Raw genomic sequence first — 24247 nt, 5'->3', positions numbered from 1 at the left:
GGATAATTAGCGGTTAGCAACAATTTTACGAACTAAACCAGGGAAAAATCGCTGCAGAAAGGGTGCAAGTTTTGACATCCCGGAACCGACCACCACTTCAGCTTTACCTTTGGCAATGGCCGCAAGCGATTTACGCGCGCACTCTTCCGCAGAAATACCGCCTGCATTATCTGGGTCTTCGTGCCCTAAAGCCGAGCCGTCACCCGTTAGCGAGTTATGAGCAACTTGGGTATTGATGAATCCCGGCAAAATGGAGGTGACAATCAACCCATATTGGGCCATTTCAGCGCGTAACGCGTCCATAAAGCCAATAACACCAAATTTCGCACCGTTATACCCGCTACGCAGTTTAGTACCAACCTTGCCCGCTACGCTGGACACCGTCACAATTTGCCCAGCTCGGCGTTCCACCATGCGGGGTAGCACCAATTTAGTCAGTGCAATGACGCCGAAATAATCAATTTCCATTAATTGACGATAAACCGTCATATCTGTTTCTAAAATGAGTGAGCGTTGCGATACGCCTGCATTGTTGATCAAGATATCGATGACTTGATCGCCCAAGGCTTGTTCAGCTGTTTGCGCTGCCAGTTCAGGCTGACTTAAATCCAACGCCAAAACCTGATGACGTTCAGGGTGAGCAAGTTCTTTGCGAACTTGCTCCAAAGCGTCGCTTCGACGTGACGTGAGAATTAAATGTGCACCAGCAGCTGCGAGCTGCTGGGCCATGGCCAAACCGATGCCCGAAGAAGCACCGGTTAACCAAACGGTTTTACCTTGAAAGTAGGTCATTTAATTAACCCGCTGGATACATGTAGTTTGACTGGAAACCTAACGGAATACCAATCATCCAGTAGATAATCAAAAATGCTGACCATAAAACTAATAAGCTAAAGGTAAATGGCAACATCATAGCAACCAACGAACCAATACCAGTGCTTTTTACATACCGCTGGCAATACAGCACCACCAGAGGGAAGTAAGGCAATAATGGCGTAATAATATTACTGATGGAATCACCGACGCGGTAAGCCGCTTGGGTTAAGTCAGGTGAATAACCGAGTTGCATAAGCATAGGTACGAATATTGGTGAGATTAGCGCCCATTTTGCTGAGGCCGAGCCAACAAACAAGTTGATAAAGGCAACAAGGATGATCATGCCAACCATGGTTACGCCGCCAGTTAATTGCAACGAGCTCAAGAATTGCGCGCCCTTAATCGACAACAATGTTCCTAGGTTTGAATCACCAAAAGCTTTAATGAATAGGGCACAGAAGAACGCCATAACCATGTAGTACGACATATCTTCCATCGACTTAGTCATTGCGCCAATCACGTCTTGCGAATTCTTGAAACTGCCCGAAATGAAGCCGTGCACAATACCCGGAATAATAAATAACAAGAAAATTAATGGCACAATCATTTGCATCAGTGGTGCGGTAAACGATGCCAATTCACCCGTTGGATCAGCCAGCGGGGTGTTTTCCGTCGTCGCAGCAAAATAGAGTGCAACTAAGCCAACAACCATGGTCAATACGCCAGCATAGAATGCTTTGCGGTCACGCGGTGTCACGTCGTCAAGCACCGGCATATCTTCTTGATCGCCATCAATAGTGGCATTTTTCTGCAAACGTGGCTCGATAACGCGGTCGGTTAAGTACCAACCAACGAGTACAACGACAATGGAGGAAGCTGCCGTAAAGAAATAGTTATTGAGCGGATTGAGTTGAATGGCTGGGTCGAGAATTTGTGCTGCGCTTTGTGTAAACCCTTGCAGTAAGGGGTCGATTGCGGACGGTACAAAGTTGGCACTAAAACCACCCGATACACCAGCGAATGCAGCCGCGATACCCGCCAAAGGATGTCGCCCAGCGGCAAAGAATATGACGCCGCCTAATGGAATAACCAACACGTAGCCAGCATCGACCGCAGTGTGACTAACAATGGCAACCAAAATCAGTACCGGTGTTAGCAACAATTTAGGGGTGACATTCAACATGAGCTTAATGGCGACATTAATAAAGCCACTGCGCTCAGCGACACCAACACCGAGCATGGCGACGAGTACAACGCCAAGTGGCGCAAACCCCATAAAGGTGCCCACCATGTTGGCCAAAAAGTCAGCCATTTCGTCGCCAGCAAGCAGGTTATTGATACCAACATTTTCGCCCGTCAGCGGGTGTATAGCATCAAATTGAACGCCAGATAATAAAAAGCTGAATATCCAAACGATAATTAGAAGACCAAAAAACATCACCGCTGGATCAGGAAGTTTGTTACCCACTTTCTCGACTTTATCGAGTATGCGATTAAGCAAAGTGGACGATTCTTGCGAACCACTCATGAGGAAACCCCTTGTTGTATTGTTATTATGATTAAGACGAAAGTATCATAAGGTAACAATACACAACAACAACAAGATGAAACAGATGATTTGTGGAACAGATGAAGCAGGGCGGGGGCCTATAGCCGGTCCGGTGGTTGCAGCAGCGGTGATTTTAGACCCGGCTCAACCTATTGAGGGCATAACGGATTCAAAAAAACTTTCGGAGAAAAAGCGTGAAGCGTTGAGTCTGGAAATAAAAAAGAAGGCGCTGTATTGGTCGATTGCGCAATGTGATGCGGACGAAATTGACCAGATAAATATTCTGCAGGCGTCATTGTTGGCGATGAAACGTGCAGTAGAAGCTTTGCCTGTTGCACCCAGCAAAGTTTTAGTGGATGGCAATAAGCTACCGAACTTAAACGTGCCTGCTGAGGCGATTGTGGGCGGTGATGCCTTGGAGGCATGTATTGGTGCCGCATCGATTTTGGCCAAGGTTGAGCGTGACCGACAAATGTTTGAATGGCACGCGCTTTATCCTGACTATGATTTTGCCAAACATAAAGCATACCCAACCAAGGCCCATTTAGAAGCTTTGCAAGTTCATGGGCCTTGCAGTATCCACCGCAAAAGTTTCGGGCCAGTAGCGCGGTTATTAGCCACTACAAGCACACCGAACGAATAAGATCACGCAGCTGATTTTGAGCCGGTGCAATTTCATCGATTCGAATAAACTCATCGGGTTGGTGGGCTTGGGCTATATTGCCCGGGCCCATAATAATGGTTTGGCAACCTAGCGCCTGTACGAACGGCGCCTCGGTGCAGTAATTGGCAGGTTCCGGAGGGTTACCTGTTAAGCCTTGCGCCAACTGCACTATTTCTGATTCAGGGTCACAGCGATAGCCAGGAATAGGCTCATGCATATGCTGCAAACAGATAGCGCCGGGATAGCGCGCTTTTACTTCCGTTAAGCGTTCGTCAATTAGCCCATACAGTTCATCGATATTCATGCCCGGCAATGGCCGCATGTCCAGATGAAGCTCGCAGCAAGCGCAGATTCTGTTGGCGGCATCGCCACCGTGAATGGCGCCGAAGTTAAGCGTTGGGTAGGGCACCTCGAACGAGTCGTCGTGATAACGCTTACGGAAATCGTTCTGAACGCTGCGTAATTGCGTAATCACATCATGCATAACCTCAATTGCATTTATACCTGCCGCAGGGTTTGAGCTGTGCCCAGACTTGCCGGTAACGCGAATTGATTCCGTTAAATGGCCCTTATGCATGACTACAGGAGTCATTGATGTAGGTTCGCCAATGATTGCAAAATCAGGTTTAAGATGCCCAAAGGCATCAAGCTCGCGGGCGCCGGCCATGGTTGTTTCTTCATCCGCAGTGGCCAAAATATACAGCGGCTTTTTTAACGTGCGCAGGTCGATACTGCGTAGCGCTTCAATCACAAACGCGAAAAAGCCCTTCATGTCGGCGGTGCCCAAGCCATACAAGCGGCCGTTGTCTTCGCGTAGCTTAAATGGGTCGTGTGTCCAGCGGCCTTCATCCCATGGGACGGTGTCGGTGTGACCCGATAGCAATAATCCGCCCTCGGTTATACCGTCTGGCACATAATGCGCAAGCAGATTGTATTTACCCGGTTGGCGGTCGAGTTCATGCACATCGATTTGAAACCCGAGACTTTCCAGCCATCCAGCGAGCTTCTCAATAACAGGTTTGTTACTGGTATCCCAACTGGGGTCTAAACAGGAAACAGAGGGTATCGCGACTAAATCGCGATACATTTGAATAAAACTAGGTAGCTGTGGCATCACAGGTCTCCAACACAACCGTCAATGAGCCACAGCATACCTGAATTATTTAGAAGTGATAACTACCGCGGAAGCGAACACCATCACCATATTCGCTGTCTTGATAACCAACCCCTACCGAAAGGTTGGAATCGATGTAGTAATTAACGCCAAACTGGTATTGGTTATCTGAACCGGCGTCGGTGTAGTCAACCCAGCCGAGGCCACCATAAAATTCAAATTGATCAACGCGTTGCCGCAAGTTTGCTTCAACACCCCAGAAGTTGCTGTCGACCGGGCCAAAGTCAACGCGACCGACACGCACGCCGGCATCTGCGGTTAAACCGTTGTTGAGCCAAAAGTAGCGGCCAAGCTTCACGCTTAGTGAATCTGCGCTGTTACCCGCGTTATTATCAAAATTGCGATAATAGCCGCTGACGAAATATGGGCTTTTAAATTCATACGACCCCTCAACCACAATGCTATCGCCGCCATCGTGATCAGCAACGCCAACACTGGCATAATTGTATGCCGCGTAACGGTGTTGTTGTGTTTGATTTTGCTGACTTTGAGCGGCCGCAGTGCCTGTTAACACTAAGCTTGACGCAAACAGAGTCGCGCAAAGAACGCTTTGTTGCAATTTCATCGTGATTTACCTCACTTTTTGCTAGAATCTGCATTAAACGGTAGCAACTTAAAATTGTAAGCAAAAGGCGGTTTACGCAAGATTTACCCTTGTTTAGACAAGCTAAAGTACTTAGCATATGCGCCTATTTTGTATGAACTCATTCCTTGGGAAACGACATCCATGAAATCCATTCCGCATATTGATATGAGCCTGTATGGCGAAGACTTTAATGCTTTTGCTCAACATGTAGGTGAAGGCTATGAAACCAACGGTTTTGTCGCGCTGACAAAGCACGGTATTGATCAGCAGCTTATCGATAATGCGTTAGACATTTGTCGTGAACTATTTGCGTTGCCAGAAGCTGTAAAAAAGCAATATCACATACCTGGCGGCGGTGGAGCACGCGGCTATACACCATTTGGCACAGAGATTGCCAAGGACGCCAAGCATGTTGACTTAAAAGAATTTTGGCATGTTGGCCGTGAGATTGAAGGTGAGCCGCCATTTTCTCAACTAACGCCGAATATTTGGCCGCAAGAGCTGCCTGCGTTCAAAGGTAAAATTCTGAAACTTTACGAAGCACTTGATGCACTTGGGTTGCAGGTACTCGAGGCGTTAGCGGTTTACTTGAAGCAGCCGCGTGACTTTTTTAACAATAAAGTGAACTTGGGTAATTCGATTCTACGCCCGTTGCACTACCCACCAATTATTGATGAAGGTACCCCGTCAGTGCGCGCCGGTGCGCATGAAGATATCAATGTTCTGACGCTGCTGGTTGGCTCACGCGAACCAGGTTTAGAAGTGCTGGCAAAAGACGGTTCCTGGATTCCAGTAACGATCATTGAAGGTGCAATAATCTGTAATGTGGGCGATATGTTGCAGCGTATGACCAATGGTGTGTTGCCTTCCACCACGCACCGCGTTGTTAATCCGCCAGCGCCATACAGTCATAAATCACGCTATTCCATTCCGTTTTTCTTGCATTTCAACCCAGATGTAATGATAACGCCGTTGGAAAGCTGCATAACTGACGCGAACCCGCAAAAATTTGAACCCATTAGTTCCGATGATTACCTGATGGAGCGGTTGCGCGAAATTGGTTTAGTGAAGTAACGAATAACTAGGTGAAGGAATGGTGATGAAACGTTTAGCGTTAACCCTTTTAAGCAGTATTATACTGGCGAGTTGCGCGCAACTTTCAGAACCTCAACCGTTTCAGCTAACGGTTGCCCACATTAATGATCACCATTCGCACTTATTACCGATGCAACGTACGGCCATTAACGTTAATGGCGAAACGTATGCTGTTGAAACCGGTGGATTTGCCCGTGTCGCCACTCAAATTGAAGCGATTCGAACACGCCAGGAAAACGTGTTGACGCTGCATGCTGGTGACGCGATTACGGGCACGTTATTTTATACCTTGTTTGATGGCGCGGCAGACGCGGCACTGATGAATCGTGTGTGTTTCGATGCTCTGGCATTAGGGAATCATGAATTCGATAACGGCGACGCCGGCCTGAAACGGTTTCTGGATGCGTTAAGCATGAGTGCCTGCGGCACCGTTGTATTAGGCGCGAACGTTGAGCCCGAAGTAGGGGCTTCGCCACTGACTCCCAAAACCCGTTGGGACAGTTTTAAGCCATATGCGGTTTATAAAGTTGGCGGCGAGCGCATTGGTTTGATTGGCCTGGACATTGCCGTCAAAACCAAAAACTCATCGCAACCCGATAAAACCACGTTGTTTGCTGATGAATATGAAACAGCCCGATACTACATTGACGAATTGCGTGGGCTTGGTATTGAGAAGATTGGGTTACTCACACACATTCAATATCGAAATGACCTTGAACTTGCTGAAAAACTGCCGGCGGTAGATTTTATTATTGGCGGGGATTCCCACACGCTAATGGGTGACTACGGTCGGTTCGGTTTGCCAAGTGTTGGCCCGTATCCAATGCAAGTCACCAATGCTGAAGGGGATTTGGTCTGTGTGGCACACGCATGGCAATACAGCCAGGTTGTCGGCGAATTGGCTGTTTCTTTTGATGGTAACAAAGTTGCTGATTGTGGTGGCCAGTCCCATTTTCTGGTTGCCGAGGACGCTCCAGAGCAAGTTAGCTCGTTAGCACAGTTTGCGGCCGTTGCTGAGCATCCTGCAGTGTTAGAACAATTAAAGCATTATCAGGAAGAAATCGATGTGTTGACCCAGCAAGTCATTGCACAAGTCGAGGAACGCCTGTGCTTACGGCGCATGGGCCCCTTAACTAACCCTGAGTGCGGTGCAGGCCGGCAGTCTGATGCGCATCGCGTTGTAGCAGAAGCCTTTATGATGAGCGCACCTCAAGCGGATTTTGCATTACAAAACGGCGGCGGTGTGCGTCGTGAAATAATTGCTGGCGAGCTCACGGTAGCCGACGTATACAGTTTACTGCCGTTTGCGAACACCTTGGTTGAAATGCAGATCACCGGGCAGGAAGTGAAACAAGTGCTGGAACAGGCGCTTGCTTATGCCGTTTCTGCGGGGGGCTCCGATGGCGCTTATCCGCATGGCGCAGGCATTCGCTTTGCCGTGAATATAGCCGCTGCTCATGGTGAACGTGTGAGTCAACTTGAGGTAGAAACACCAACCGGTTGGCAACCTATACAAATGTCACAGACATATACCATGGTAACCAATAGCTTTTTGGCTGGCGGTAACGACGGGTGGGCGTTGCTAGCGGAGATTTCTGCTGACGGCCGTAGTACCGATACCTACGTAAACTATGCGCAATCGTTTGTGGATTGGGCCCGCAAAATAAAAACAATAAGACGGCCAGCTACGCATAGCACAATCAGCTATACAGCGGCCGAGTAATGACAATATACAAGATTTCGGATACCGCACGATTTGATTTGACCGTGGTTGTGTTGGCGCTGCTCACGGCGTTCGGCCCACTGTCGATTGATATGTACTTGCCAGCTTTTGGCGATATTGCGCAGAGCTTTTCAACTGAGTCGAATCGGGTTGAGCTGTCGTTAACGTCATTCTTTCTTGGCTTATTCATCGGCCAGTTGCTGTACGGCACAGCTTCAGACCGCTTTGGCCGCAAACCACCGCTCTATTTCGGGTTGGTGTTGTATATTATTACCTCAATTGCCTGTGCTTTTGCGCCGAACCTTGAGAGCCTTATTGTGCTGCGATTTTTGCAAGCGATTGGCTCATGTGCGGGGTTGGTTATAGCCCGCGCTATGGTGCGTGATTTGTATACGCCGCAAGCATCGGCACAGGTATTTAGCTTTTTGATTCTAGTGATGGGCATTGCGCCTATCTTAGCGCCCTTAGCTGGCGCTTATGTAACCGCAGCCTTTGGCTGGCAGGCAATATTCGTGATTGTTGCGGCTTTAGCCGTCGCTTGCCTTGCAATCGTGCATGTGCGTTTACCCGAAACACGGTTACCTAATACGGCAGTTCGCATTCGCTCCAGCCTACCAATTTATTGGAGCGTGTTGAAAGACCCAAGCTTTTTGCGTTATTCCCTAAGTGGCGGTATCGCCCAGTCGGGGTTGTTTGCCTACATTACCGCATCACCACTGGTATTTATTGAACACTTTGGCCTTTCACCAACCCATTACAGCTGGTTGTTTGGCGCTAATGCGGTTGGGATTATCGGTATGGCACAATTTAATGCATGGATTCTGCGCCGCCGCGACTCGCGTAAAATATTGAACAAGTCACTCCCAATTCTGGGCATTATCTCGCTGATGCTGATAACCGCAGGCTGGAATGATTTCGGGCTTGTCGGCGTGCTGGTGCCATTATTCTTATATGTAAGCACCTTGGGTATGGTTTTTCCAAATGCTATGGCAGGCGCGCTTGCTGAGCAGCAAGAACGCGCTGGCTCAGCATCTGCGGTGACAGGTAGTTTACAGTTCCTGATTGCCGGGATTATTTCGGCACTAGTCAGTGTGTTTGGGCACTATCACCCGCTTGCGATGTTATTCGTTATGGGATCATGCGGCCTAACGGCGGTAATTATTTACCGCCTACTTCGACGAGAAGAGCCGATGGCCGCTGATTTTTAATCGCTCTTACGGTGTGTAATAGGTTGGTGTATTGATACCCACCGGCATATCAAATGCGAACACCCACAAGAAGAACAAGCTCGCCCAACCCAGTAAGAACATAATTGAGTACGGCAGCATCATGGCAATCATGGTGCCTATGCCTGTGTCTTTCTTATAGCGCACCGCCACCGCCAAAATTAGGCCGAAATAACTCATCATTGGGGTAATGATATTGGTTACCGAGTCACCAATACGATACGCCGCTTGAATCACTTCCGGGGCATAACCAATAAGCATCAGCATGGGCACAAAAATTGGTGCGGTAATAGCCCATTGCGCCGAGGCAGAGCCCAGCATGAGGTTTACAAAAGCACACATCAGAATAAATAAGATGAACACCGATGGTCCGGTGAGGCCAACTTCCTGTAAAAAGGTTGCGCCTTTTATCGCTAAAATACTGCCAAAGTTGGTCCAGCCGAAGAACGCAACGAATTGCGCCGCAAAGAACACCAACACAATGTACATGCCCATGGTGCTCATGCTTTCCGACATGGCATCAATAACATCACGGTCGCTACGCATGACTTTGGTGATGCGGCCGTACACATAGCCAGGAACAGCAAAGGTAATAAAAATAAATGCAACAATACCTTTTAGGAATGGCGAGCCAGCAACTTCTCCGGTTTCAGGGTTACGTAAAATTCCCCATTCTGGAACGATGGTGAGAGCCAGTAAAATGCCCAGAATTAAAAAGCTCAATCCGGCGCCGATAAGACCTTTTTTCTCAACTGAACTGAGCGATTCAATTTTTTGCTCGCTGAGGTTGATGCTTGCTTCTTTGGGATCGTATTTACCAAGCTTTGGCTCAACGATTTTTTCAGTTACGAAGGTACCCATAATGGCAATCAGGAACGTTGAAATGAACATGAAATACCAGTTCGCTTCAGGCCCCACATAATATTCAGGGTCAATGATATTGGCAGCTTTGGTGGTGATACCAGCCAATAACGGGTCAACGGTTCCGATAAGTAAGTTGGCACTGTAGCCCGCGGATACGCCTGAGAATGCAGCGGCAAGGCCGGCCAGCGGGTGACGCCCTAAGGAATGGAAAATCATTGCCGAAAGTGGCACCAATACCACGTAGCCAAGTTCAGCAGCAGTGTTGGACACGACACCTGCGAACACAACCGCAACGGTTACTGCGCGTGGGTGTGCGTTCATGACCAAACCACGCATGGCGGCGGAAAGCATACCAGAGCGCTCAGCAATACCCACACCTAATAAGGCAACCAACACGGTACCTAACGGCGTGAACCCGGTGAAGTTGGTGACTAAGCCAGTCACGATGCGTTGTAGACCTTCAGCATTTAATAAACTGACGACTTCAATCAATTCGCCACCTGGGCGAGGGTCTTGCGCGCTTAAGCCGAAGTATCCGGCTACACCGCTTAAAAATATAATACCCAACGCGAATAGAGCGAATAAGGTAATGGGGTGAGGCAGTAGGTTACCGAGCCATTCGACGGTATCGAGAAAACGCGTAAATGCGCCGCGCTTTTCAGCTGATGATGAGGCTTGCGTCATGCAATTCCAGCTCCTGTTTTTAGTATCGTTTTAGTCGGACAAGGGCAGGATTGTACACATAAAAAAGGCCAATCGCGAGGATTGGCCTTTGATTCAGGATAACTGGCTGTTATGCCGCGCTATCTTGCTTCTTTACGCTTGCTAGCGCTACCTCACGTGCGTGCTTGCCTGCAATCAGATCTTCATGGGCGAAATCGTCCACGTTAATCACGCGCAAGCGACCTTGTTCTGCGCGGCGAAGTAATTCAACTTCTTCGTCACTCAGTACACCAAGTTCTTTGCCTTTCGCGGCAACTTGGTCAAGGAACATGAACGGCATGCGACGGTCATCAGCAGCTTTGCGCACTCGGTCGAACAGTGGCTCTGCTTCAATGATGTCACGTAGCGTTTGCTCTAGATAACCGAATTGACCTTCAGGCGCTATGAATTGACCCTGACCTAAACGTTCACGGCTGGCGTTTGGTTTAAGCAAGATTTTAGCAACTTTACTGTCTAAACGATCAGAAGGGCGTTTCACAATGCGGCCAAATGGATACATCACAACTTTCATGGTGGTGCCCACGGCACCGAAGTTATCCAGCAATGCAAGCTGACTTTCTTGCAGCTTGTACAAGGTGTCTTGCAAGGCCCAATGCAGCAATGGCAGGTCGTCTTTCTGACGGCCTTCGTCTTCAAAGCGTTTTAGCGTTGCCGAAGCAATGAACATGTAGCTCAACATGTCGCCGAGGCGCGCAGAAATGCGCTGCTTACGCTTCAGTGAGCCGCCAAGTACACCCATGGCAACGTCTGACAATAGAGCCAGGTTAGCGCTAAAGCGGTTCATTTTTTTGTAGTATTGCGCTGTGCTGTCGCTATATGGCGAGCTGGTGAAGCGCCAGAAGCCTAAGCCAAGCACCAGTGAGCGCACAAAGTTGCTCATACCGAAACCGATATGGCCCCAAATGGCTTTATCAAAACGCTTCAAGCCTTCAGCATTGGTTTCTGCTGAAGCCAGCATTTCTTCAAGAACATAAGGGTGACAACGAATTGCGCCTTGACCATAAATCATCAGGTTACGCGTTAAAATATTCGCGCCTTCTACGGTGATTGCAACGGGAACACCTTGGTAACCACGGCCTAAATAGTTATTTGGACCTAAACAGATACCTTTACCGCCATGAATATCCATCGCGTCGTCCATACATTCGCGAAGTTTTTCAGTCATGTGGTATTTCGCAATTGCAGAAATTACCGATGGCTTTTCACCAAGGTCGATGCCTTTGGTGGAGAAGCTGGTTACCGCGTCCATTAAGTAAGCATTACCGCCTAAGCGTGCTAACGCTTCTTGCACACCTTCCATTTTACCAATAGGTAAGCGGAATTGACGGCGAATGTAAGAATAAGCACCTGTTGCTAACGCGATTGATTTAACACCGCCCGCACTGTTTGACGGCAAGGTGATAGCACGGCCAACCGATAAACATTCAACCAGCATACGCCAGCCTTTACCGGCCATTTTTGGACCACCAATAATGTAGTCAAGCGGTACAAATACATCTTTGCCGCGCACTGGGCCATTTTGGAATGGTACGTTTAGCGGGAAATGACGACGACCGGTTTCAACACCTTTGGTGTCGTGCGGAATCAGTGCCGCGGTAATACCTAATTCTTCTTTGTCGCCGAGTAACTTGTCTGGGTCAGACAATTTAAAGGCCAAACCAAGTACAGTCGCTACAGGCGCAAGCGTAATATAGCGCTTGTCAAAGTTTAAACGGATACCGACAATTTCCTTGCCTTCCCATTCACCTTTGCAAATCACACCGGTATCTGGAATTGAGCCTGCATCTGAACCAGCTTCTGGGCTAGTTAGCGCGAAACATGGAATTTCCAAACCGTTGGCCAGGCGCGGCAGGTAATGGTCTTTTTGCTCTTTGGTACCATAATGTTGCAGCAATTCACCTGGGCCTAAAGAGTTTGGCACACCAATGGTTGAGGCCAAAATTGTGCTGACCCCAGCAACTTTCTGCAGCACGCGTGATTGCGCATAAGCTGAGAATTCTAGGCCGCCGTATTCTTTTTTAATGATCATGGCGAAGAACTTGTGATCTTTCAGGTATTGCCACACGTGCTCTGGCATGTCTGCAAGTTCATGGGTCGCTTCCCAATCATTCATCATTTTGCAGAGTTCTTCACATGGCCCTTCTAAGAATGCTTTTTCTTCAGCGCTTAATTCTGCTTTTTGAATGCTGTGAAGTTTTTTCCAGGCCGGTGCGCCACGGAATAATTCGCCTTCCCACCACGTGGTGCCAGCGTCAATTGCGTCTTTCTCAGTTTCTGAAATTTCTGGCATAACTTTACGGTATGCATCCAAAATTCCTTTTGATAAAACGCCACGGCGAAAAGCCGTAATGTTTAGTGGCAGCAACACCACAGCCAACAGCACCCAAAGTACCGGGCCGACAATGTCGAACCAGCTACCAATGGCGAATAAACCAACTAAGCCGATGCTCGTAATGAGCAGCGAGCTGCGATAATACAAAAAACCACCCAAAACGAGTAGGGTAGCGATAACCCATAAGGCAATGCTCATGTTACTTAACTCCGTTGTTCTGATAACAGGTCTGACCAGTAATGCTTACGTTGAGGGTAGTCGGTTTGATCACATTTTTCAAGGGAAAAAACGGTGAGCGAACGACTATTCTTTGTCGAAATGTTTAAACTTTACCTCGTGTTGTATGTCTTAACGAAATAGTATCCATTCTGGATTATGAACAATGCTAGGAATATCTATGAAAGTTATTCAGTTTATTGGTTTTGTGTGCGTATTGGCTGCAGGGACGAGTGTCGTGCAGGCAACTGAATTAAGCACCTATGAAACACGCTATGAAGTTCAACGTGGCGGCAGTAATTATGGTGAAGCGCTGCGGCGAGTGTCTTTAAGCGACGGTACCTACAGTTTGTACACAGAAACTGAAATTTCGTTACTGTTTTTATCTGACCGTCGCCAGTTTTGGTCTGAGTTCACAGTTAACAACGACCAGATAAAGTCACATAAATTTGACTATAAACGCTCTGGAACCGGGCGGAATAAAGGCTTTAGTGGCACTTTTGATCATGCCAATAAGGTGATTATAAACAATGAATCCAAGCAAACCTTGCCGCTTGACGCTAGTAAATACGCAATGGATGAAGCTGCCAGCATTGAACAGTTGCGCTATGATTTGCAGCACTCAAAAAATGATTCATTTGTTTATTATGTGCTCGATGAAAAAGGGCAGGCTGACGAACTAACCTTTCGTCGGGCGGGAACAGAACAGTTGCAATTGCCTTATGGTGCTGTTGAAGCGATTAAGGTTGAACGGGTGCGTGAAAACTCCAGCCGCGAAACTGACTATTGGTTTGCGCCTGACTTAGACTATGTATTAGTGAAAATGGCTCAGCGCGAAGACGGTGACGAGGTTGCCACACTGCAGCTAAGCCATATTAATTAATCAGCCGCGTAACCTGACGGGCCCAGCGGTTGATCATCCAATTCAGCGCCGTTTGCAGTTAAACGCAAGCGGCCTTTGCAGAACCAACTTACCACCAATGGATAAATAGCGTGTTCTTGCGTGTGCACACGTGCCTGCAGATCTGCTGCTGTGTCACCGGCAAACACCGGAATGGTGGCTTGCAGAATTACGGGGCCGCCATCAAGCTCTTCGGTGACAAAATGAACGCTGACACCGTGCTCGGTGTCACCCGCATCTAATGCGCGTTGATGCGTGTTTATCCCTTTGTATTTAGGCAATAGCGAAGGGTGGATGTTGAGCATTCGGCCATGGTAATGGCGGGTGAAGTCAGGTGTCAGAATGCGCATAAAGCCGGCCAGCACAATCAAATCAGGCGCGTAGCCGTCAATCAGCTGTTGCAGTTCTTGGTCATAAGCTTCACGTGAGTCGAAGTCTTTGTGCGAGAGCACAGCGGTTGGTACGCCAGCAGCTTGGGCTTTATCAAGCCCAGCCACGCCGGCTTTATTACTGATAACAGCAACCACTTCACCAGCAATTTTACCGGCTTGGCAGGCGTCAATAATTGCCTGCATGTTGGTGCCAGAACCGCTGATTAAAACGACAATACGCTTCATGAATGAATTTCAACCTGCGCTTCATCGCCACTACGTGCTGCCACTTGGCCAATTACCCATGCGTCTTCACCGTGTTCACGCAATAGGGCAACCGCGCGCTCGGCTTGTTCATTCGGCATAGCAATGATTAAGCCAACGCCGCAATTAAAGGTGCGGTACATTTCTTTGGTGGTCACGTTACCGTTGTGTTGTAACCAGTTAAACACCAATGGCCATTCCCAACTGCTGTCATCAACAACGGCTTTGGCTGATTCAGGCAGTACGCGTGGAATGTTTTCCCAGAAGCCGCCACCGGTGATGTGGGAAATGGCATGCACGTCACACTGTTCGAGCAACGCCAATACTGACTTCACGTAAATTTTGGTTGGTGCTAACAGGTGTTCAGCAAGGGGCTTACCATCAAGCATTTCTTCGCTGGGGTTAACGCCGCTTACTTCAAGAATTTTGCGAACTAACGAATAACCGTTTGAATGCGGGCCAGAAGAGCCAAGGGCTACCAATGCATCACCCGGAGCAACTTTGGTGCCGTCAATGATTTGTTCTTTTTCAACAACACCGACACAAAAACCAGCAATGTCGTAATCGCCATGCTCGTACATGCTTGGCATTTCAGCGGTTTCACCGCCAATCAAGGCACAGCCAGCTTGCACACAGCCTTCGCCAATGCCCGTTACTACGTCTGCAGCAACATCAATGTCGAGTTTGCCGGTGGCGTAGTAGTCCAGGAAAAACAGTGGCTCTGCACCTTGCACAATGAGGTCATTCACACACATGGCAACTAAGTCGATGCCCACGGTGTCGTGTTTTTTCAAGTCGATAGCCAAGCGTAATTTGGTGCCCACGCCGTCAGTGCCAGAAACTAAAACCGGTTGTTTGTACTTGGTTGGCAACTCACACAATGCACCGAATCCACCAATGCTACCCATTACTTCGGGGCGCTTGGTGCGTTTGGTAACACCTTTGATACGTTCAACCAGGGCATTACCTGCGTCGATATCGACACCAGCGTCTTTGTAACTTAAAGATGGTTTATCATTGCTCACGGGTGGGTCCTCAGCTCGGGCAAAAAATTTGCGCGCAAGTTTAACACTTTCGGTCGCTTTGCGCGATAGCGTATTGATCGCAGATAGTTGTTTTCTCATTCACATTTAAGATTATAATAAACGTTCATTTCTTTGCGCGTGAAAGCCACGCTATGGCAGTGCAATGCAACTTAGCTTGAACCAGATTGAACTCGTTGCTGCGAATCGTGATGATTTGGACGAGCTCGAACAGTTAGAAATTCGTAGCTTCGTAACCGACCGAATAAGCCGTCGTAGCTTCAAACGCTTTATTGATCAAAACATTGGCGATTTCAGAGTTGCCAAATTTGAAGGGCGCGTGGTTGGCTATTTTATTGTGCTTTATCGCCAAGCGACCGAGCTGGCGCGCCTCTATTCACTTGCCGTTGACCCGGAATTTCGTCGTTGCGGAATCGGCCGCTTGTTGCTTGATACAGCAGAAGCTGCAGCCGATGAGAAGCACTGCCTGTTTATGCGCCTGGAAGTGAAGATTGATAACTTTGCCGCGTTAAAAATGTATCACCATGCGGGTTATTACGACATGGAAATTCGGCCAGAATACTATGAGGACGACAGTGACGCACTGGTGCTGCAAAAGTTGTTGCCGCGCTTTGAATTTAATGAGCTTGATAACGAAAATCAGCGCCTGGTGCCGTACCGCACTCAAACCACCGAATTTACCTGTGGGCCAGCCAGTTTATTAATGGCCATGGCTTATTTTGATATCCCTTGCAATGACCCGCATCATGAAGAGCTTGAGATTTGGCGTGAAGCCACCACCATTTTTATGACCTCAGGGCATGGTGGTTGCGGCCCGCACGGTTTAGCGCGTGCCGCATTCAAACGTGGTTTAACGGTTCAGTTGCATGTGAGTGAAAAAGGCCCCTTGCTATTAGACTCGGTGCGCAGCGCTGATAAAAAGCAAATAATGGCGCGCATCCAGGAGTCCGACATCGCTGCGTTAGAAGCAGCCAAAGTGCCAATAATTGTTGGAGACTACCCGTTAGCCAAGCTACTGCGTGATCTTGGTGAAGGTAAATTGGTGGTCGCCTTGATAAGCACCTATGTTTTTGACGAAAGCAAAGCGCCGCATTGGGTGCTTATTTGCGCCGCCGACGAGCACTATGTGTACATTAATGACCCCGATCAGGACAGTTTACCGTGGCAATCAGCCGCCGAACGGCAATATTTACCAATTCCGCTAGCGACCTTCCGTCGCGCGTTTGGCTTCGGCAAGCGCAAGCAAAAGGCTGCCGTTGTATTAAGCCGTCCGAAACAGTAATTGATTGATTCTCTTTACCATCCCTTAACTTTGTATGTATTCGTAAGTTACTGAAGCTTTGTTAGATTGTGACAACTGGTGTGTTTTTAACCACCAGTTCTTGCAGCCAAACGTTGTATCCCGCCGCTGCTGTGTATCACTGGCTTGCAACAAGTCAATGAATAAAAACTAAAAGAGATAATACAGCATGAATAAACTAAGTATCCTTACTCTGTCCGCGTTGGCAGTATCGATTTCTGCAGCCGTAGCGCAGCCTCCTGACCACTCGAAAGCCCAACCATTACAAGCAGTTCAACAAGCCGATTCAGCGCAATCACAGCGCTATATCATAAAATTCAAAGAAAACAGCAAAGCTGTGAATAAAGCCAATAGTCGCGGTCGCTCTGAGCTCGCTTTGGCTCATGCACGCAGCATGGTTGAGAAGGCTGGTGGTAAAGTTAAAGTGAGCATGCGCCATAATTTGGCTATTGCCGCCGAAATGAGCGAAAAGGACAAGAAGCGATTCGAAAAAAATCCGAACGTTGAATACATTGAAGTCGACCAGAAACGCCGGTTTATGGCGCAAACCGTACCCTACGGTATTGGCATGGTTCAAGCCGATCAAGTTGACGACAGTGTCGCGTCAGCTGCCTCTGGCGGTAAAAAAATCTGTGTGATTGACTCGGGACTAGACCTTCCGCACGAAGACATGGGTACACGTTTTGATACCATCAATGGTACCAATGACAGTGGTACTGGTAATTGGTACGACGAAGGCGGCCCACACGGCACCCATGTGGCGGGTACCATTGCAGCATTAAACAATGGATTGGGTGTGCGCGGTGTGATTGGTAGCAATCCCAACATGCACATTGTGAAGGTGTTTAATTCAAGCGGGTGGGGCTACTCGTCTTCATTGGTCGCGGCCATTGAAACCTGTGCTGATAACGGCTCCGATGTGGTGAATATGAGCTTAGGCGGCGGTGGCTCAAGTCAAACAGAAGCCAACGCTATGGATAACTTGTTTAACCAAGGCGTGCTATTGATAGCTGCCGCCGGTAACGACGGTTCTGCGTACAGCTCTACCGATGCATTGTCTTACCCAGCTTCTTACAACGCGGTTATGTCGGTCGCGGCACTTGATAGCAGTAAGTCTCTGGCGTCGTTTTCACAGAAAAACAGCCAAGTTGAGATTGCCGCCCCAGGCGTTGATGTTTTATCAACATACCCTGAAGGTACCGGAAGCCAAGGTAACTACGGCACCATGAGCGGTACCTCAATGGCATCGCCGCACGTAGCGGGTGTTGCAGCATTGGTATGGTCACACCATCCAAGTTGTAGTGCGCAGCAAATTCGTGATGCATTAAACGCCACCGCAGAAGATTTAGGTTCTGCCGGGCGTGACGTGCGCTTCGGTTACGGTTTGGTGCAAACCAAAGATGCTGTTGATTACATTACCGCAAACGGCTGTGCCGGTGGCGGTGGTCAAGAGCCACCAGCGAATAATGAGTTAAGTAATGGTGCAACGGTTTCGAACCTAGCGGCATCAACCGGTGATGCGCTTTACTACACCTTGGATGTGCCTGCGGGCGCAACTGACTTAAGCTTCAATATAAACGGCGGTTCGGGCGATGCTGACTTGTATGTGCGCTTTGGCTCGCAGCCAACCACGTCAACCTATGACTGCCGACCTTATCTTGGTGGTAATACCGAAACTTGTACCATTTCGAACGTACAAGCAGGTACCTACCATGTGATGGTACGCGCTTATTCGAGCTTCTCGGGCGTTAACCTGACTGGGTCGTTCACCGAGCCAACCAGTGGTGGTGGTGAAGGCGGTTCTGCTTCAGCAACCGACCTGTCTGGTGCAACCGGTTCATGGACGCATTACTATGTTGATTTGCCAGCAGGCATGACAACTTTGAATGTAACCATGTCAGGTGGAACAGGCGATGCTGACTTGTATGTTCGTCAGGGCTCACAGCCAACTGAGTCAAGCTATGATTGTCGTCCGTATCGTTCAGGCAACAACGAAACCTGCGCGATTGACAATCCAGGCAGTGGCCGTTGGTATGTCAGCTTACAAGGTTATCAAGCCTATTCAGGCGTAGACCTACTGGTTGAATGGCAATAATTAAGGCCATTGTTGTACGTAAAACCCGCGTTTTAACGCGGGTTTTTTTGTGTCGATTTTTTGCATTGTCGCGTTTGTGGTAGAATTCAGCCTTAATTTTTCGGCCGGAGTTTGGCATGGCAGAATGTTGTGATATCTCATCAGAACAACAACAATTGGATAAGAAACAGCGCCAGTTACTTTGGATCGTGTTGATTTTGAACGCCATCATGTTTGTGGTGGAATTTGTGGCGGGGTGGATAGCAGAATCAAGCGGACTCATTGCTGATTCGCTTGATATGTTAGCTGATGCGTTGGTTTATTCAGTCAGCCTATACGCTGTAGGTAAAGCCTTACGTTACAAAGCCAATGCTGCGTTACTAAATGGTATTCTGCAACTGTCGTTAGCCAGCCTTGTGATTATTGATGTTATAAAACGTTATGTTGTGGGAAGTAACCCCGATGCTGACACCATGTTATCGATTGCGACCTTAGCGCTGGTGGTAAATATTGCGTGTTTTCTGTTGTTATACAGTTCGCGTAACGGCGATATTAACATTCGTGCCAGTTGGATTTGTTCGCGTAATGATATGTTAATGAACACTGGCGTAATTTTCTCAGCGTTACTGGTGGGCTCGCAGCAGCAAGCATGGCCTGATTTACTTATTGCGCTGGTGATAGCTTTATTTGTTGCGCACTCGGCAGTACGTATTATCGGTGACGCGCGTAAAGTGAAGCGGGGCGAGTTGACGGATATTTCCAGTTGTTGTGGCTAGTAATAATTGTTTGTGTTGCACTTGAAATAGCTGACAACGGCACCATATAGGTGTAGACTGAAGCAGTACTTGGGGCTGATTTGGATTCGACGGGATACACGAAACCCAAGGTGCATGCCGAGGTGAGGCTGGCCTCGTAAAAAGCCTCAACCTAATAGTTGCAAACGACGACAACTACGCTCTAGCGGCTTAATAACCCGCTGTGCCCGACCCCTAGCGCTTTGTTTGTGAGACTAGGATCAGTCGGTTCACCCTAAAGCAAACTCGCGTGGAGGCTTCGCCCGTAGCCAAAGCGTTAAAACCAATCGGGATCGTCACCTTAAGTAGCCTGTCTGTCGGCGACTTGGTGATTAATTAAAAGACTGACTAAGCATGTAGGACCGAGGATGTAGGTATTACGGACGCGGGTTCAACTCCCGCCAGCTCCACCAATACCAATAAAACGCCGCTCATTGAGCGGCGTTTTTGTTTTTACAGCATAACAATTACTTTTTATGCTCTTGTTTCTTTACTGACGGATTCTTTGTTTTACTTCCCGGTGTAACGCTTTGGCGTTTATCGGCTTTTCCAGTAGATTCCGTTTTGGATTTTTGACCTGCTTTAATGCTCATGTTGTATACCTCGCAATCAGGTGACGTGAAACCAGAGCTAAATTGCCCCGGTCAGATTGAAATCTAGTCTAGTTTTTTAATATTTCCACTAATCCTGATATTGAGTGCTACGCTCTATGTCATGGACTTGCCACTGATTGCTTTCAGCTTTTTCTTGGCTGCAAGAATCTCATCCAAGGGAGTTTCTTTCGCGCCGGGCATATTTTCATCGGTGGCAACTTGAAGCTCAAGTGCGTCATATTCCCATTGCTCCAGAACTTCTAACTTCTCATCGTAGCTGAGATTGCTGTCGTTCAAAATATCGTCAGGCTTTTTGTAGGCAGCTGATGGGTCTCGTAATATAGCGTCTAAGTTCATAACGCCTCCTCAACTCGATTGAGTTGCATTTGAGTTTCATACTTTAGGCAATTTAAAGTCTAGCTCAGATTGGTTAGTTTTCCACGATGAGGCACGTTGCTTGTGGTGGAAAGATTCTATTTTCTACGCTAAAACGCTATGATCACGCCATTGTTAACCGCTATCTCTAATTAAGAAGTGAAACCATGAGCCTACCCAATTGCCCGAAGTGTGATTCAAGTTATGTGTATGAAGACCAAGCGCTGCTGATTTGTCCTGAATGCGGTCATGAGTGGAACCCGAACGAAGTTGTTGAAGACGATGCTGTTCAGGTGAAAGACGCCAATGGCACGCCGTTGGCAGAAGGCGATAAGGTGACCTTGATTAAAGACCTGAAAGTGAAAGGCTCGTCATTGGTGCTGAAAGTAGGCACCAAGGCGGTGATAAAGCGCTTTGTTGATGGCGATCATGACATTGATTGTAAAGTCGATGGTGCAGGCGACATGATGTTGAAGTCACAGTTTGTGAAACGCCAAAGCGGACAAGACGAATAATCCAGGGCGCGCCGACTTAGCGCTTGCTAAGTCGGCATCGCTTCGAGCACGATTTAACTGGTTTTTGCCAATCCAATTAAATACTCAGCCAATGCACCCATACCAGTGTGCGAAACATCAGCGCGCTGTTCAGCCGCTTGGTTGTAATTGGTATTGGTGTTCACGTCGTAAACGAAAAGCTCACCCTGATCATTTTCAATAAACTCGATACCAGCCACATCAATACCGCTGTCGCGTAAGAACTGCTGGAGCTTTGCAATAATTGCATGGTCATCAAAACGGTGGGTTATCGAAAATTTTTGTGATTGTTGATCGGTTGGGCAAAACTGATCTTCAATGCTGCAGTTGTCGGCTGGGCAGAGTTCAAAGCCATCTTCGGTATTAACCTGAACGGTATAAACAAATTCTTGGCCGACAAATTCGGCGCGCGTAATAAATGGTTGTTTGGGCTGAATGTATTCCTGCAACAACCAAGTTCCATCAAGCGGTGCCTCAAGTGCGTTGTTATCTCGGTAACGCGCCAGTTCATCGAGCGAATTAAAGCGTTGAACACCTAACCCTTTGCCACCGCGATTTGGCTTAAGTATTAACGGCCATTGATTGAATGCTTTGGCTGCGCTGACAAGGTGTTGCTGACCAATGACTGCGTGGGTTTTGGGAACACGAAGGCCCGCCCGTTGCAAGACTGCGTATTGCGAAAGTTTGCAAACTTCCAGTGCTAATGCACGGGTGTCGTTGACAACTTTGCGGTTGTGGCTTTCCAGCCAAGTCAGCACAGCACGTGTATATTCTGGCGCGAAACGGTGTCCACGGGTATGCGATGAGGCACTCATGCGATTGTAGTAAACAGCGTCTTGAGGTTGTTCGGTAAATGGCACCACGCCGGTATCTAAAAACCATTCGGTTGCCCTAACACCACGTTGTTTAAACTCTTCGCGCAATGGCACCAACCATTCTTCGTTTTCGTGAATAATGACAATCTCGCGCATATGAACCTCTCGATGAGTCGTTGTGAGGTCGTATTACAACGCAGAAGGTACTCAATGAGCAATTTCAAAACGTTATATGCTAGATTTTGCGGCTATAAGCCGCGCTTATTTAAACACACCAAAATATGCATTTAACTGAGCAAACTGGTGGTCGTTGCCGCCAGTTTCTTGCTTGTTAAACGTCCACAATGATTCGCCTTTACTGCCTTTCCAGGTGATTAACTTGGGGTTGTCACCCACACGGCGAATGCTGCATTCATTAACCCGAGCCATAAAATACCACCACAAGTCATCGGCGTAGGGCGCAAGTTGCTGGGCAAGTTCACTATTGATGGCTTGCTCGCCAAGGCACCTCGGTGGAAACAACACACCACCGCCACTGGTGAAAAATAGTAATGGATCAGGCCCACGCACTTCTGTTTTAGGTTCCCACTTACGGTAGGGCAGTACTTGCTTGGTGCGTTTATCTATCATAATGCGGTGCGCCCGCCAGCAGAGAATTTCAGAATTGTCGCCGTGATAATTGCGCGTCAATTCGTGCAGCCAGTTTTCGCGGTAGTAGATGTCATCGTCGGCGGTAACATGAAAGGCATCCGGAAATTGTTGCAACGCAGGAATAAGCTTTTTATACGAACGTATGTCTTTAGCTACCGGCAATATGGTTAAGCCGTGCTGGGTTAATTCTGTCACTGAACTGGGTAGCTGCGCGATGTCGTTCTGATAGAGCCACAAGTTGAGTTGGTCAAACTGGGTATTTTGTAATAGCAGCGACTTCAAGGTTAAGTGCAAGGTAGCAAAGCGCGCTGGAAACGACGTTAAATTTACCATCACGGTTTGACTAATGCCGCTTGGTGCGCGCTGAAATTGCCCCTGTTGCTGCGCCCAACGGGCGGAAAGCATTTTGTCGGCATTACGTTTGAGGTAGATACCAGCAATTGATTTGTATTTACGGAGTAGATGATACTGAATTGTTTTAACAATTGACATAGTTGTACGAGAACCTTAAGTTGAATTTCGTATTTTTAACAAACTTTTTCTTTTCAGGTACCGCGAGTTACTTTAGGGTTAAATTTCGAAGCAAACTACCACTATTACAATAATAATAATTAAATAGGGCTGACGTTATGAGCTTACCAACAATGATGAACTCGGGCTTGGAATTTTTTCTTCGCTTCGCGGCTTCTGGCTATGTGCCGGCGCGGTGGTTCTATCCAACACCTAGCGATCCATTCATAAATCATAACCCCAAGCCGCTAAAAACCTTTGAAGTTGTATCGCACTGTTGGCAATACTCTCATCTACTCGCCTTTCAATTGCAATCATTGGTGGATTATCCCCCGGAAGATTTTGAAATAATTTACACGGGGTTCTACAGTGAAGCAGACAAGAAAACGGTGGAGTTGATTGCACATTATAAGCAACTTGACGTTAAGAACATTCGCTGGAACTTCCAACCATTACCTAAAACAAGCTTGTTGCGCCGCGCTATTGGGCGTAATCAAGCAGCAAAAAGCACGCGCGCCGACTGGATTTGGTTTACTGATTGTGATGTGATTTTTGGCCCAGAAACATGCAGCTCGCTGCATAAGCAGCTTTCGAAAGAACGCTCTATTTTGGTTTTCCCTGAACATGTAAAGCGAACGGCTTTGTTGTGTAAAAACGATGCGCTGCTTAATTCGTGCAAGAGCAATGAGAAAAAGTTTGGGGTTGATTTGTCGGTACTCGTTCCGGAAAAATTTAAGGCGCATACATTTGAAAAAGCAACGGGTGCTGTTCAAATTGTGCACGGTGATGCCGCCCGTAAATATGGTTACTGTGAGCAGATTAATTGCTATCAACAGCCGCAGGAGCGCTGGGTAAAAACATACGAAGACCGAGCGTTCCGCTGGATACTCGGCACGCATGGTACACCGCGCCCGATAAAGCAGGTTTCGATAATTCGCCATGAAGAGAAAGGGCGTTATAAAAAAGATACTCTGTCAGCGCGCTTACGTACCGCAAATCGTCGACTAAAAGACAAGTTATTTTCGCGCTGATTTTTTATTAACGAGCCCCAAAAT

Annotated in this window: 22 protein-coding genes and 1 other RNA gene; 11 read left to right on the top strand and 12 right to left on the bottom strand. The window is 47.9% G+C overall.

The genetic code is table 11. The features are described 5' to 3' along the window. Positions 1-6: 6 nt before the first annotated feature. Together ACN0UN_RS04710 and ACN0UN_RS04705 are read right to left on the bottom strand one after the other, a co-directional pair. Positions 7-792, bottom strand: a complete 786-nt coding sequence (locus ACN0UN_RS04710; RefSeq protein WP_417658954.1) for an SDR family oxidoreductase — start codon at positions 790-792, stop codon at positions 7-9. Between the two features lie 4 nt (positions 793-796). Beyond that, a complete protein-coding gene (locus tag ACN0UN_RS04705; protein WP_417658953.1) occupies positions 797-2344 on the bottom strand; it encodes an AbgT family transporter in 1548 nt (515 codons plus the stop codon). 76 nt (positions 2345-2420) lie between these two features. Between ACN0UN_RS04705 and rnhB the strand changes: the two genes are divergently transcribed. After that, positions 2421-3008: a ribonuclease HII gene (gene rnhB / locus ACN0UN_RS04700; protein ID WP_417658952.1), complete on the top strand. Its 588-nt coding sequence runs from the start codon at positions 2421-2423 to the stop codon at positions 3006-3008. Here rnhB and argE read toward each other — a convergent pair. Then, positions 2986-4143 carry an acetylornithine deacetylase gene (gene argE / locus ACN0UN_RS04695; protein ID WP_417658951.1) on the bottom strand — a complete coding sequence of 386 codons (1158 nt, stop codon included), beginning with the start codon at positions 4141-4143 and terminating at the stop codon, positions 2986-2988. The two genes, rnhB and argE, sit on opposite strands and share 23 nt — an antisense overlap. 49 nt (positions 4144-4192) lie before the next feature. Further along, positions 4193-4768: a hypothetical protein gene (locus ACN0UN_RS04690; RefSeq protein ID WP_417658950.1), complete on the bottom strand. Its 576-nt coding sequence runs from the start codon at positions 4766-4768 to the stop codon at positions 4193-4195. 162 nt (positions 4769-4930) lie between these two features. On the opposite strand from ACN0UN_RS04690, the gene ACN0UN_RS04685 reads away from it, so the two are divergent. The 3 genes from ACN0UN_RS04685 to ACN0UN_RS04675 are packed head-to-tail and all read left to right on the top strand — an operon-like array spanning position 4931 to position 8815. Then, positions 4931-5863, top strand: a complete 933-nt coding sequence (locus tag ACN0UN_RS04685; RefSeq protein ID WP_417658949.1) for an isopenicillin N synthase family dioxygenase — start codon at positions 4931-4933, stop codon at positions 5861-5863. Positions 5864-5888: 25 nt separating this feature from the next. Further along, on the top strand, positions 5889-7607 hold the full coding sequence (locus ACN0UN_RS04680; protein WP_417658948.1) for a bifunctional metallophosphatase/5'-nucleotidase: 1719 nt from the start codon (positions 5889-5891) through the stop codon (positions 7605-7607). Further along, positions 7607-8815 (top strand): multidrug effflux MFS transporter, encoded by a 1209-nt coding sequence (locus ACN0UN_RS04675; RefSeq protein ID WP_417658947.1) that lies wholly within the window; start codon positions 7607-7609, stop codon positions 8813-8815. Before ACN0UN_RS04680 ends, ACN0UN_RS04675 begins: the two co-directional genes overlap by 1 nt. Positions 8816-8821: 6 nt before the next feature. On the opposite strand, the gene ACN0UN_RS04670 is transcribed toward ACN0UN_RS04675, so the two are convergent. Together ACN0UN_RS04670 and fadE are read right to left on the bottom strand one after the other, a co-directional pair. Further along, positions 8822-10381 (bottom strand): AbgT family transporter, encoded by a 1560-nt coding sequence (locus tag ACN0UN_RS04670; RefSeq protein WP_128351935.1) that lies wholly within the window; start codon positions 10379-10381, stop codon positions 8822-8824. Between the two features lie 109 nt (positions 10382-10490). Continuing rightward, a complete protein-coding gene (gene fadE / locus ACN0UN_RS04665) occupies positions 10491-12950 on the bottom strand; it encodes an acyl-CoA dehydrogenase FadE (RefSeq protein WP_417658946.1) in 2460 nt (819 codons plus the stop codon). A 199-nt stretch (positions 12951-13149) separates the two neighbouring features. On the opposite strand from fadE, the gene ACN0UN_RS04660 reads away from it, so the two are divergent. Next, complete coding sequence (locus tag ACN0UN_RS04660; RefSeq protein WP_417658945.1) at positions 13150-13851, top strand: DUF3108 domain-containing protein; 702 nt, start codon at positions 13150-13152, stop codon at positions 13849-13851. Here ACN0UN_RS04660 and purN read toward each other — a convergent pair. Both purN and purM read right to left on the bottom strand, forming a co-directional pair. After that, positions 13848-14486, bottom strand: a complete 639-nt coding sequence (gene purN / locus ACN0UN_RS04655; RefSeq protein ID WP_417658944.1) for a phosphoribosylglycinamide formyltransferase — start codon at positions 14484-14486, stop codon at positions 13848-13850. The two genes, ACN0UN_RS04660 and purN, sit on opposite strands and share 4 nt — an antisense overlap. Next, positions 14483-15529: a phosphoribosylformylglycinamidine cyclo-ligase gene (purM, locus tag ACN0UN_RS04650; protein ID WP_417658943.1), complete on the bottom strand. Its 1047-nt coding sequence runs from the start codon at positions 15527-15529 to the stop codon at positions 14483-14485. The genes purN and purM overlap by 4 nt, the downstream gene beginning before the upstream one ends. Positions 15530-15692: 163 nt before the next feature. On the opposite strand from purM, the gene ACN0UN_RS04645 reads away from it, so the two are divergent. From ACN0UN_RS04645 to ssrA, 4 genes are all read left to right on the top strand, one after another. Then, the gene (locus tag ACN0UN_RS04645) at positions 15693-16829 is read left to right on the top strand and encodes a GNAT family N-acetyltransferase/peptidase C39 family protein (protein ID WP_128351930.1); all 1137 of its coding nucleotides are present in this window, start codon (positions 15693-15695) and stop codon (positions 16827-16829) included. A gap of 187 nt (positions 16830-17016) precedes the next feature. Then, complete coding sequence (locus tag ACN0UN_RS04640; RefSeq protein ID WP_417658942.1) at positions 17017-18942, top strand: S8 family serine peptidase; 1926 nt, start codon at positions 17017-17019, stop codon at positions 18940-18942. Positions 18943-19058: 116 nt separating this feature from the next. Beyond that, positions 19059-19697, top strand: coding sequence for a cation transporter (locus tag ACN0UN_RS04635; protein WP_417658941.1), 639 nt, complete (start codon positions 19059-19061; stop codon positions 19695-19697). Between the two features lie 71 nt (positions 19698-19768). Next, positions 19769-20128, top strand: a transfer-messenger RNA (tmRNA) gene (ssrA, locus tag ACN0UN_RS04630). A 54-nt stretch (positions 20129-20182) separates the two neighbouring features. Here the strand turns inward: ssrA and ACN0UN_RS04625 are convergent. Continuing rightward, positions 20183-20308, bottom strand: a complete 126-nt coding sequence (locus tag ACN0UN_RS04625) for a hypothetical protein (RefSeq protein WP_417658940.1) — start codon at positions 20306-20308, stop codon at positions 20183-20185. A 114-nt stretch (positions 20309-20422) separates the two neighbouring features. After that, positions 20423-20665: a hypothetical protein gene (locus ACN0UN_RS04620; RefSeq protein ID WP_417658939.1), complete on the bottom strand. Its 243-nt coding sequence runs from the start codon at positions 20663-20665 to the stop codon at positions 20423-20425. Between the two features lie 185 nt (positions 20666-20850). Between ACN0UN_RS04620 and ACN0UN_RS04615 the strand changes: the two genes are divergently transcribed. After that, a complete protein-coding gene (locus ACN0UN_RS04615) occupies positions 20851-21198 on the top strand; it encodes a zinc ribbon domain-containing protein YjdM (RefSeq protein ID WP_417658938.1) in 348 nt (115 codons plus the stop codon). Between the two features lie 53 nt (positions 21199-21251). Here the strand turns inward: ACN0UN_RS04615 and ACN0UN_RS04610 are convergent, their stop codons facing one another. Continuing rightward, the gene (locus tag ACN0UN_RS04610) at positions 21252-22187 is read right to left on the bottom strand and encodes an ATP-grasp domain-containing protein (protein WP_417658937.1); all 936 of its coding nucleotides are present in this window, start codon (positions 22185-22187) and stop codon (positions 21252-21254) included. 105 nt (positions 22188-22292) lie between these two features. Further along, a complete protein-coding gene (locus ACN0UN_RS04605; RefSeq protein WP_417658936.1) occupies positions 22293-23174 on the bottom strand; it encodes a hypothetical protein in 882 nt (293 codons plus the stop codon). A 137-nt stretch (positions 23175-23311) separates the two neighbouring features. Here ACN0UN_RS04605 and ACN0UN_RS04600 point away from each other — a divergent pair, with 137 nt between their 5' ends. After that, complete coding sequence (locus tag ACN0UN_RS04600) at positions 23312-24223, top strand: glycosyltransferase (protein WP_417658935.1); 912 nt, start codon at positions 23312-23314, stop codon at positions 24221-24223. Positions 24224-24247 lie beyond the last annotated feature (24 nt).

This window comes from Pseudidiomarina sp. (genome assembly GCF_048267825.1).
Taxonomy (GTDB): Bacteria; Pseudomonadota; Gammaproteobacteria; order Enterobacterales; family Alteromonadaceae; genus Pseudidiomarina.
This window is presented reverse-complemented; position numbering and strand designations above follow the sequence as displayed.

Bases quoted from the DNA above. Each gene is read 5' to 3' on its own strand.
- ACN0UN_RS04710 (WP_417658954.1), bottom strand. From the start codon at position 792: ATGACCTACTTTCAAGGTAAAACCGTTTGGTTAACCGGTGCTTCTTCG.
- ACN0UN_RS04705 (WP_417658953.1), bottom strand. From the start codon at position 2,344: ATGAGTGGTTCGCAAGAATCGTCCACTTTGCTTAATCGCATACTCGAT.
- rnhB (WP_417658952.1), top strand. From the start codon at position 2,421: ATGAAACAGATGATTTGTGGAACAGATGAAGCAGGGCGGGGGCCTATA.
- argE (WP_417658951.1), bottom strand. From the start codon at position 4,143: ATGCCACAGCTACCTAGTTTTATTCAAATGTATCGCGATTTAGTCGCG.
- ACN0UN_RS04690 (WP_417658950.1), bottom strand. From the start codon at position 4,768: ATGAAATTGCAACAAAGCGTTCTTTGCGCGACTCTGTTTGCGTCAAGC.
- ACN0UN_RS04685 (WP_417658949.1), top strand. From the start codon at position 4,931: ATGAAATCCATTCCGCATATTGATATGAGCCTGTATGGCGAAGACTTT.
- ACN0UN_RS04680 (WP_417658948.1), top strand. From the start codon at position 5,889: ATGAAACGTTTAGCGTTAACCCTTTTAAGCAGTATTATACTGGCGAGT.
- ACN0UN_RS04675 (WP_417658947.1), top strand. From the start codon at position 7,607: ATGACAATATACAAGATTTCGGATACCGCACGATTTGATTTGACCGTG.
- ACN0UN_RS04670 (WP_128351935.1), bottom strand. From the start codon at position 10,381: ATGACGCAAGCCTCATCATCAGCTGAAAAGCGCGGCGCATTTACGCGT.
- fadE (WP_417658946.1), bottom strand. From the start codon at position 12,950: ATGAGCATTGCCTTATGGGTTATCGCTACCCTACTCGTTTTGGGTGGT.
- ACN0UN_RS04660 (WP_417658945.1), top strand. From the start codon at position 13,150: ATGAAAGTTATTCAGTTTATTGGTTTTGTGTGCGTATTGGCTGCAGGG.
- purN (WP_417658944.1), bottom strand. From the start codon at position 14,486: ATGAAGCGTATTGTCGTTTTAATCAGCGGTTCTGGCACCAACATGCAG.
- ACN0UN_RS04645 (WP_128351930.1), top strand. From the start codon at position 15,693: ATGCAACTTAGCTTGAACCAGATTGAACTCGTTGCTGCGAATCGTGAT.
- ACN0UN_RS04640 (WP_417658942.1), top strand. From the start codon at position 17,017: ATGAATAAACTAAGTATCCTTACTCTGTCCGCGTTGGCAGTATCGATT.
- ACN0UN_RS04635 (WP_417658941.1), top strand. From the start codon at position 19,059: ATGGCAGAATGTTGTGATATCTCATCAGAACAACAACAATTGGATAAG.
- ACN0UN_RS04625 (WP_417658940.1), bottom strand. From the start codon at position 20,308: ATGAGCATTAAAGCAGGTCAAAAATCCAAAACGGAATCTACTGGAAAA.
- ACN0UN_RS04620 (WP_417658939.1), bottom strand. From the start codon at position 20,665: ATGAACTTAGACGCTATATTACGAGACCCATCAGCTGCCTACAAAAAG.
- ACN0UN_RS04615 (WP_417658938.1), top strand. From the start codon at position 20,851: ATGAGCCTACCCAATTGCCCGAAGTGTGATTCAAGTTATGTGTATGAA.
- ACN0UN_RS04610 (WP_417658937.1), bottom strand. From the start codon at position 22,187: ATGCGCGAGATTGTCATTATTCACGAAAACGAAGAATGGTTGGTGCCA.
- ACN0UN_RS04605 (WP_417658936.1), bottom strand. From the start codon at position 23,174: ATGTCAATTGTTAAAACAATTCAGTATCATCTACTCCGTAAATACAAA.
- ACN0UN_RS04600 (WP_417658935.1), top strand. From the start codon at position 23,312: ATGAGCTTACCAACAATGATGAACTCGGGCTTGGAATTTTTTCTTCGC.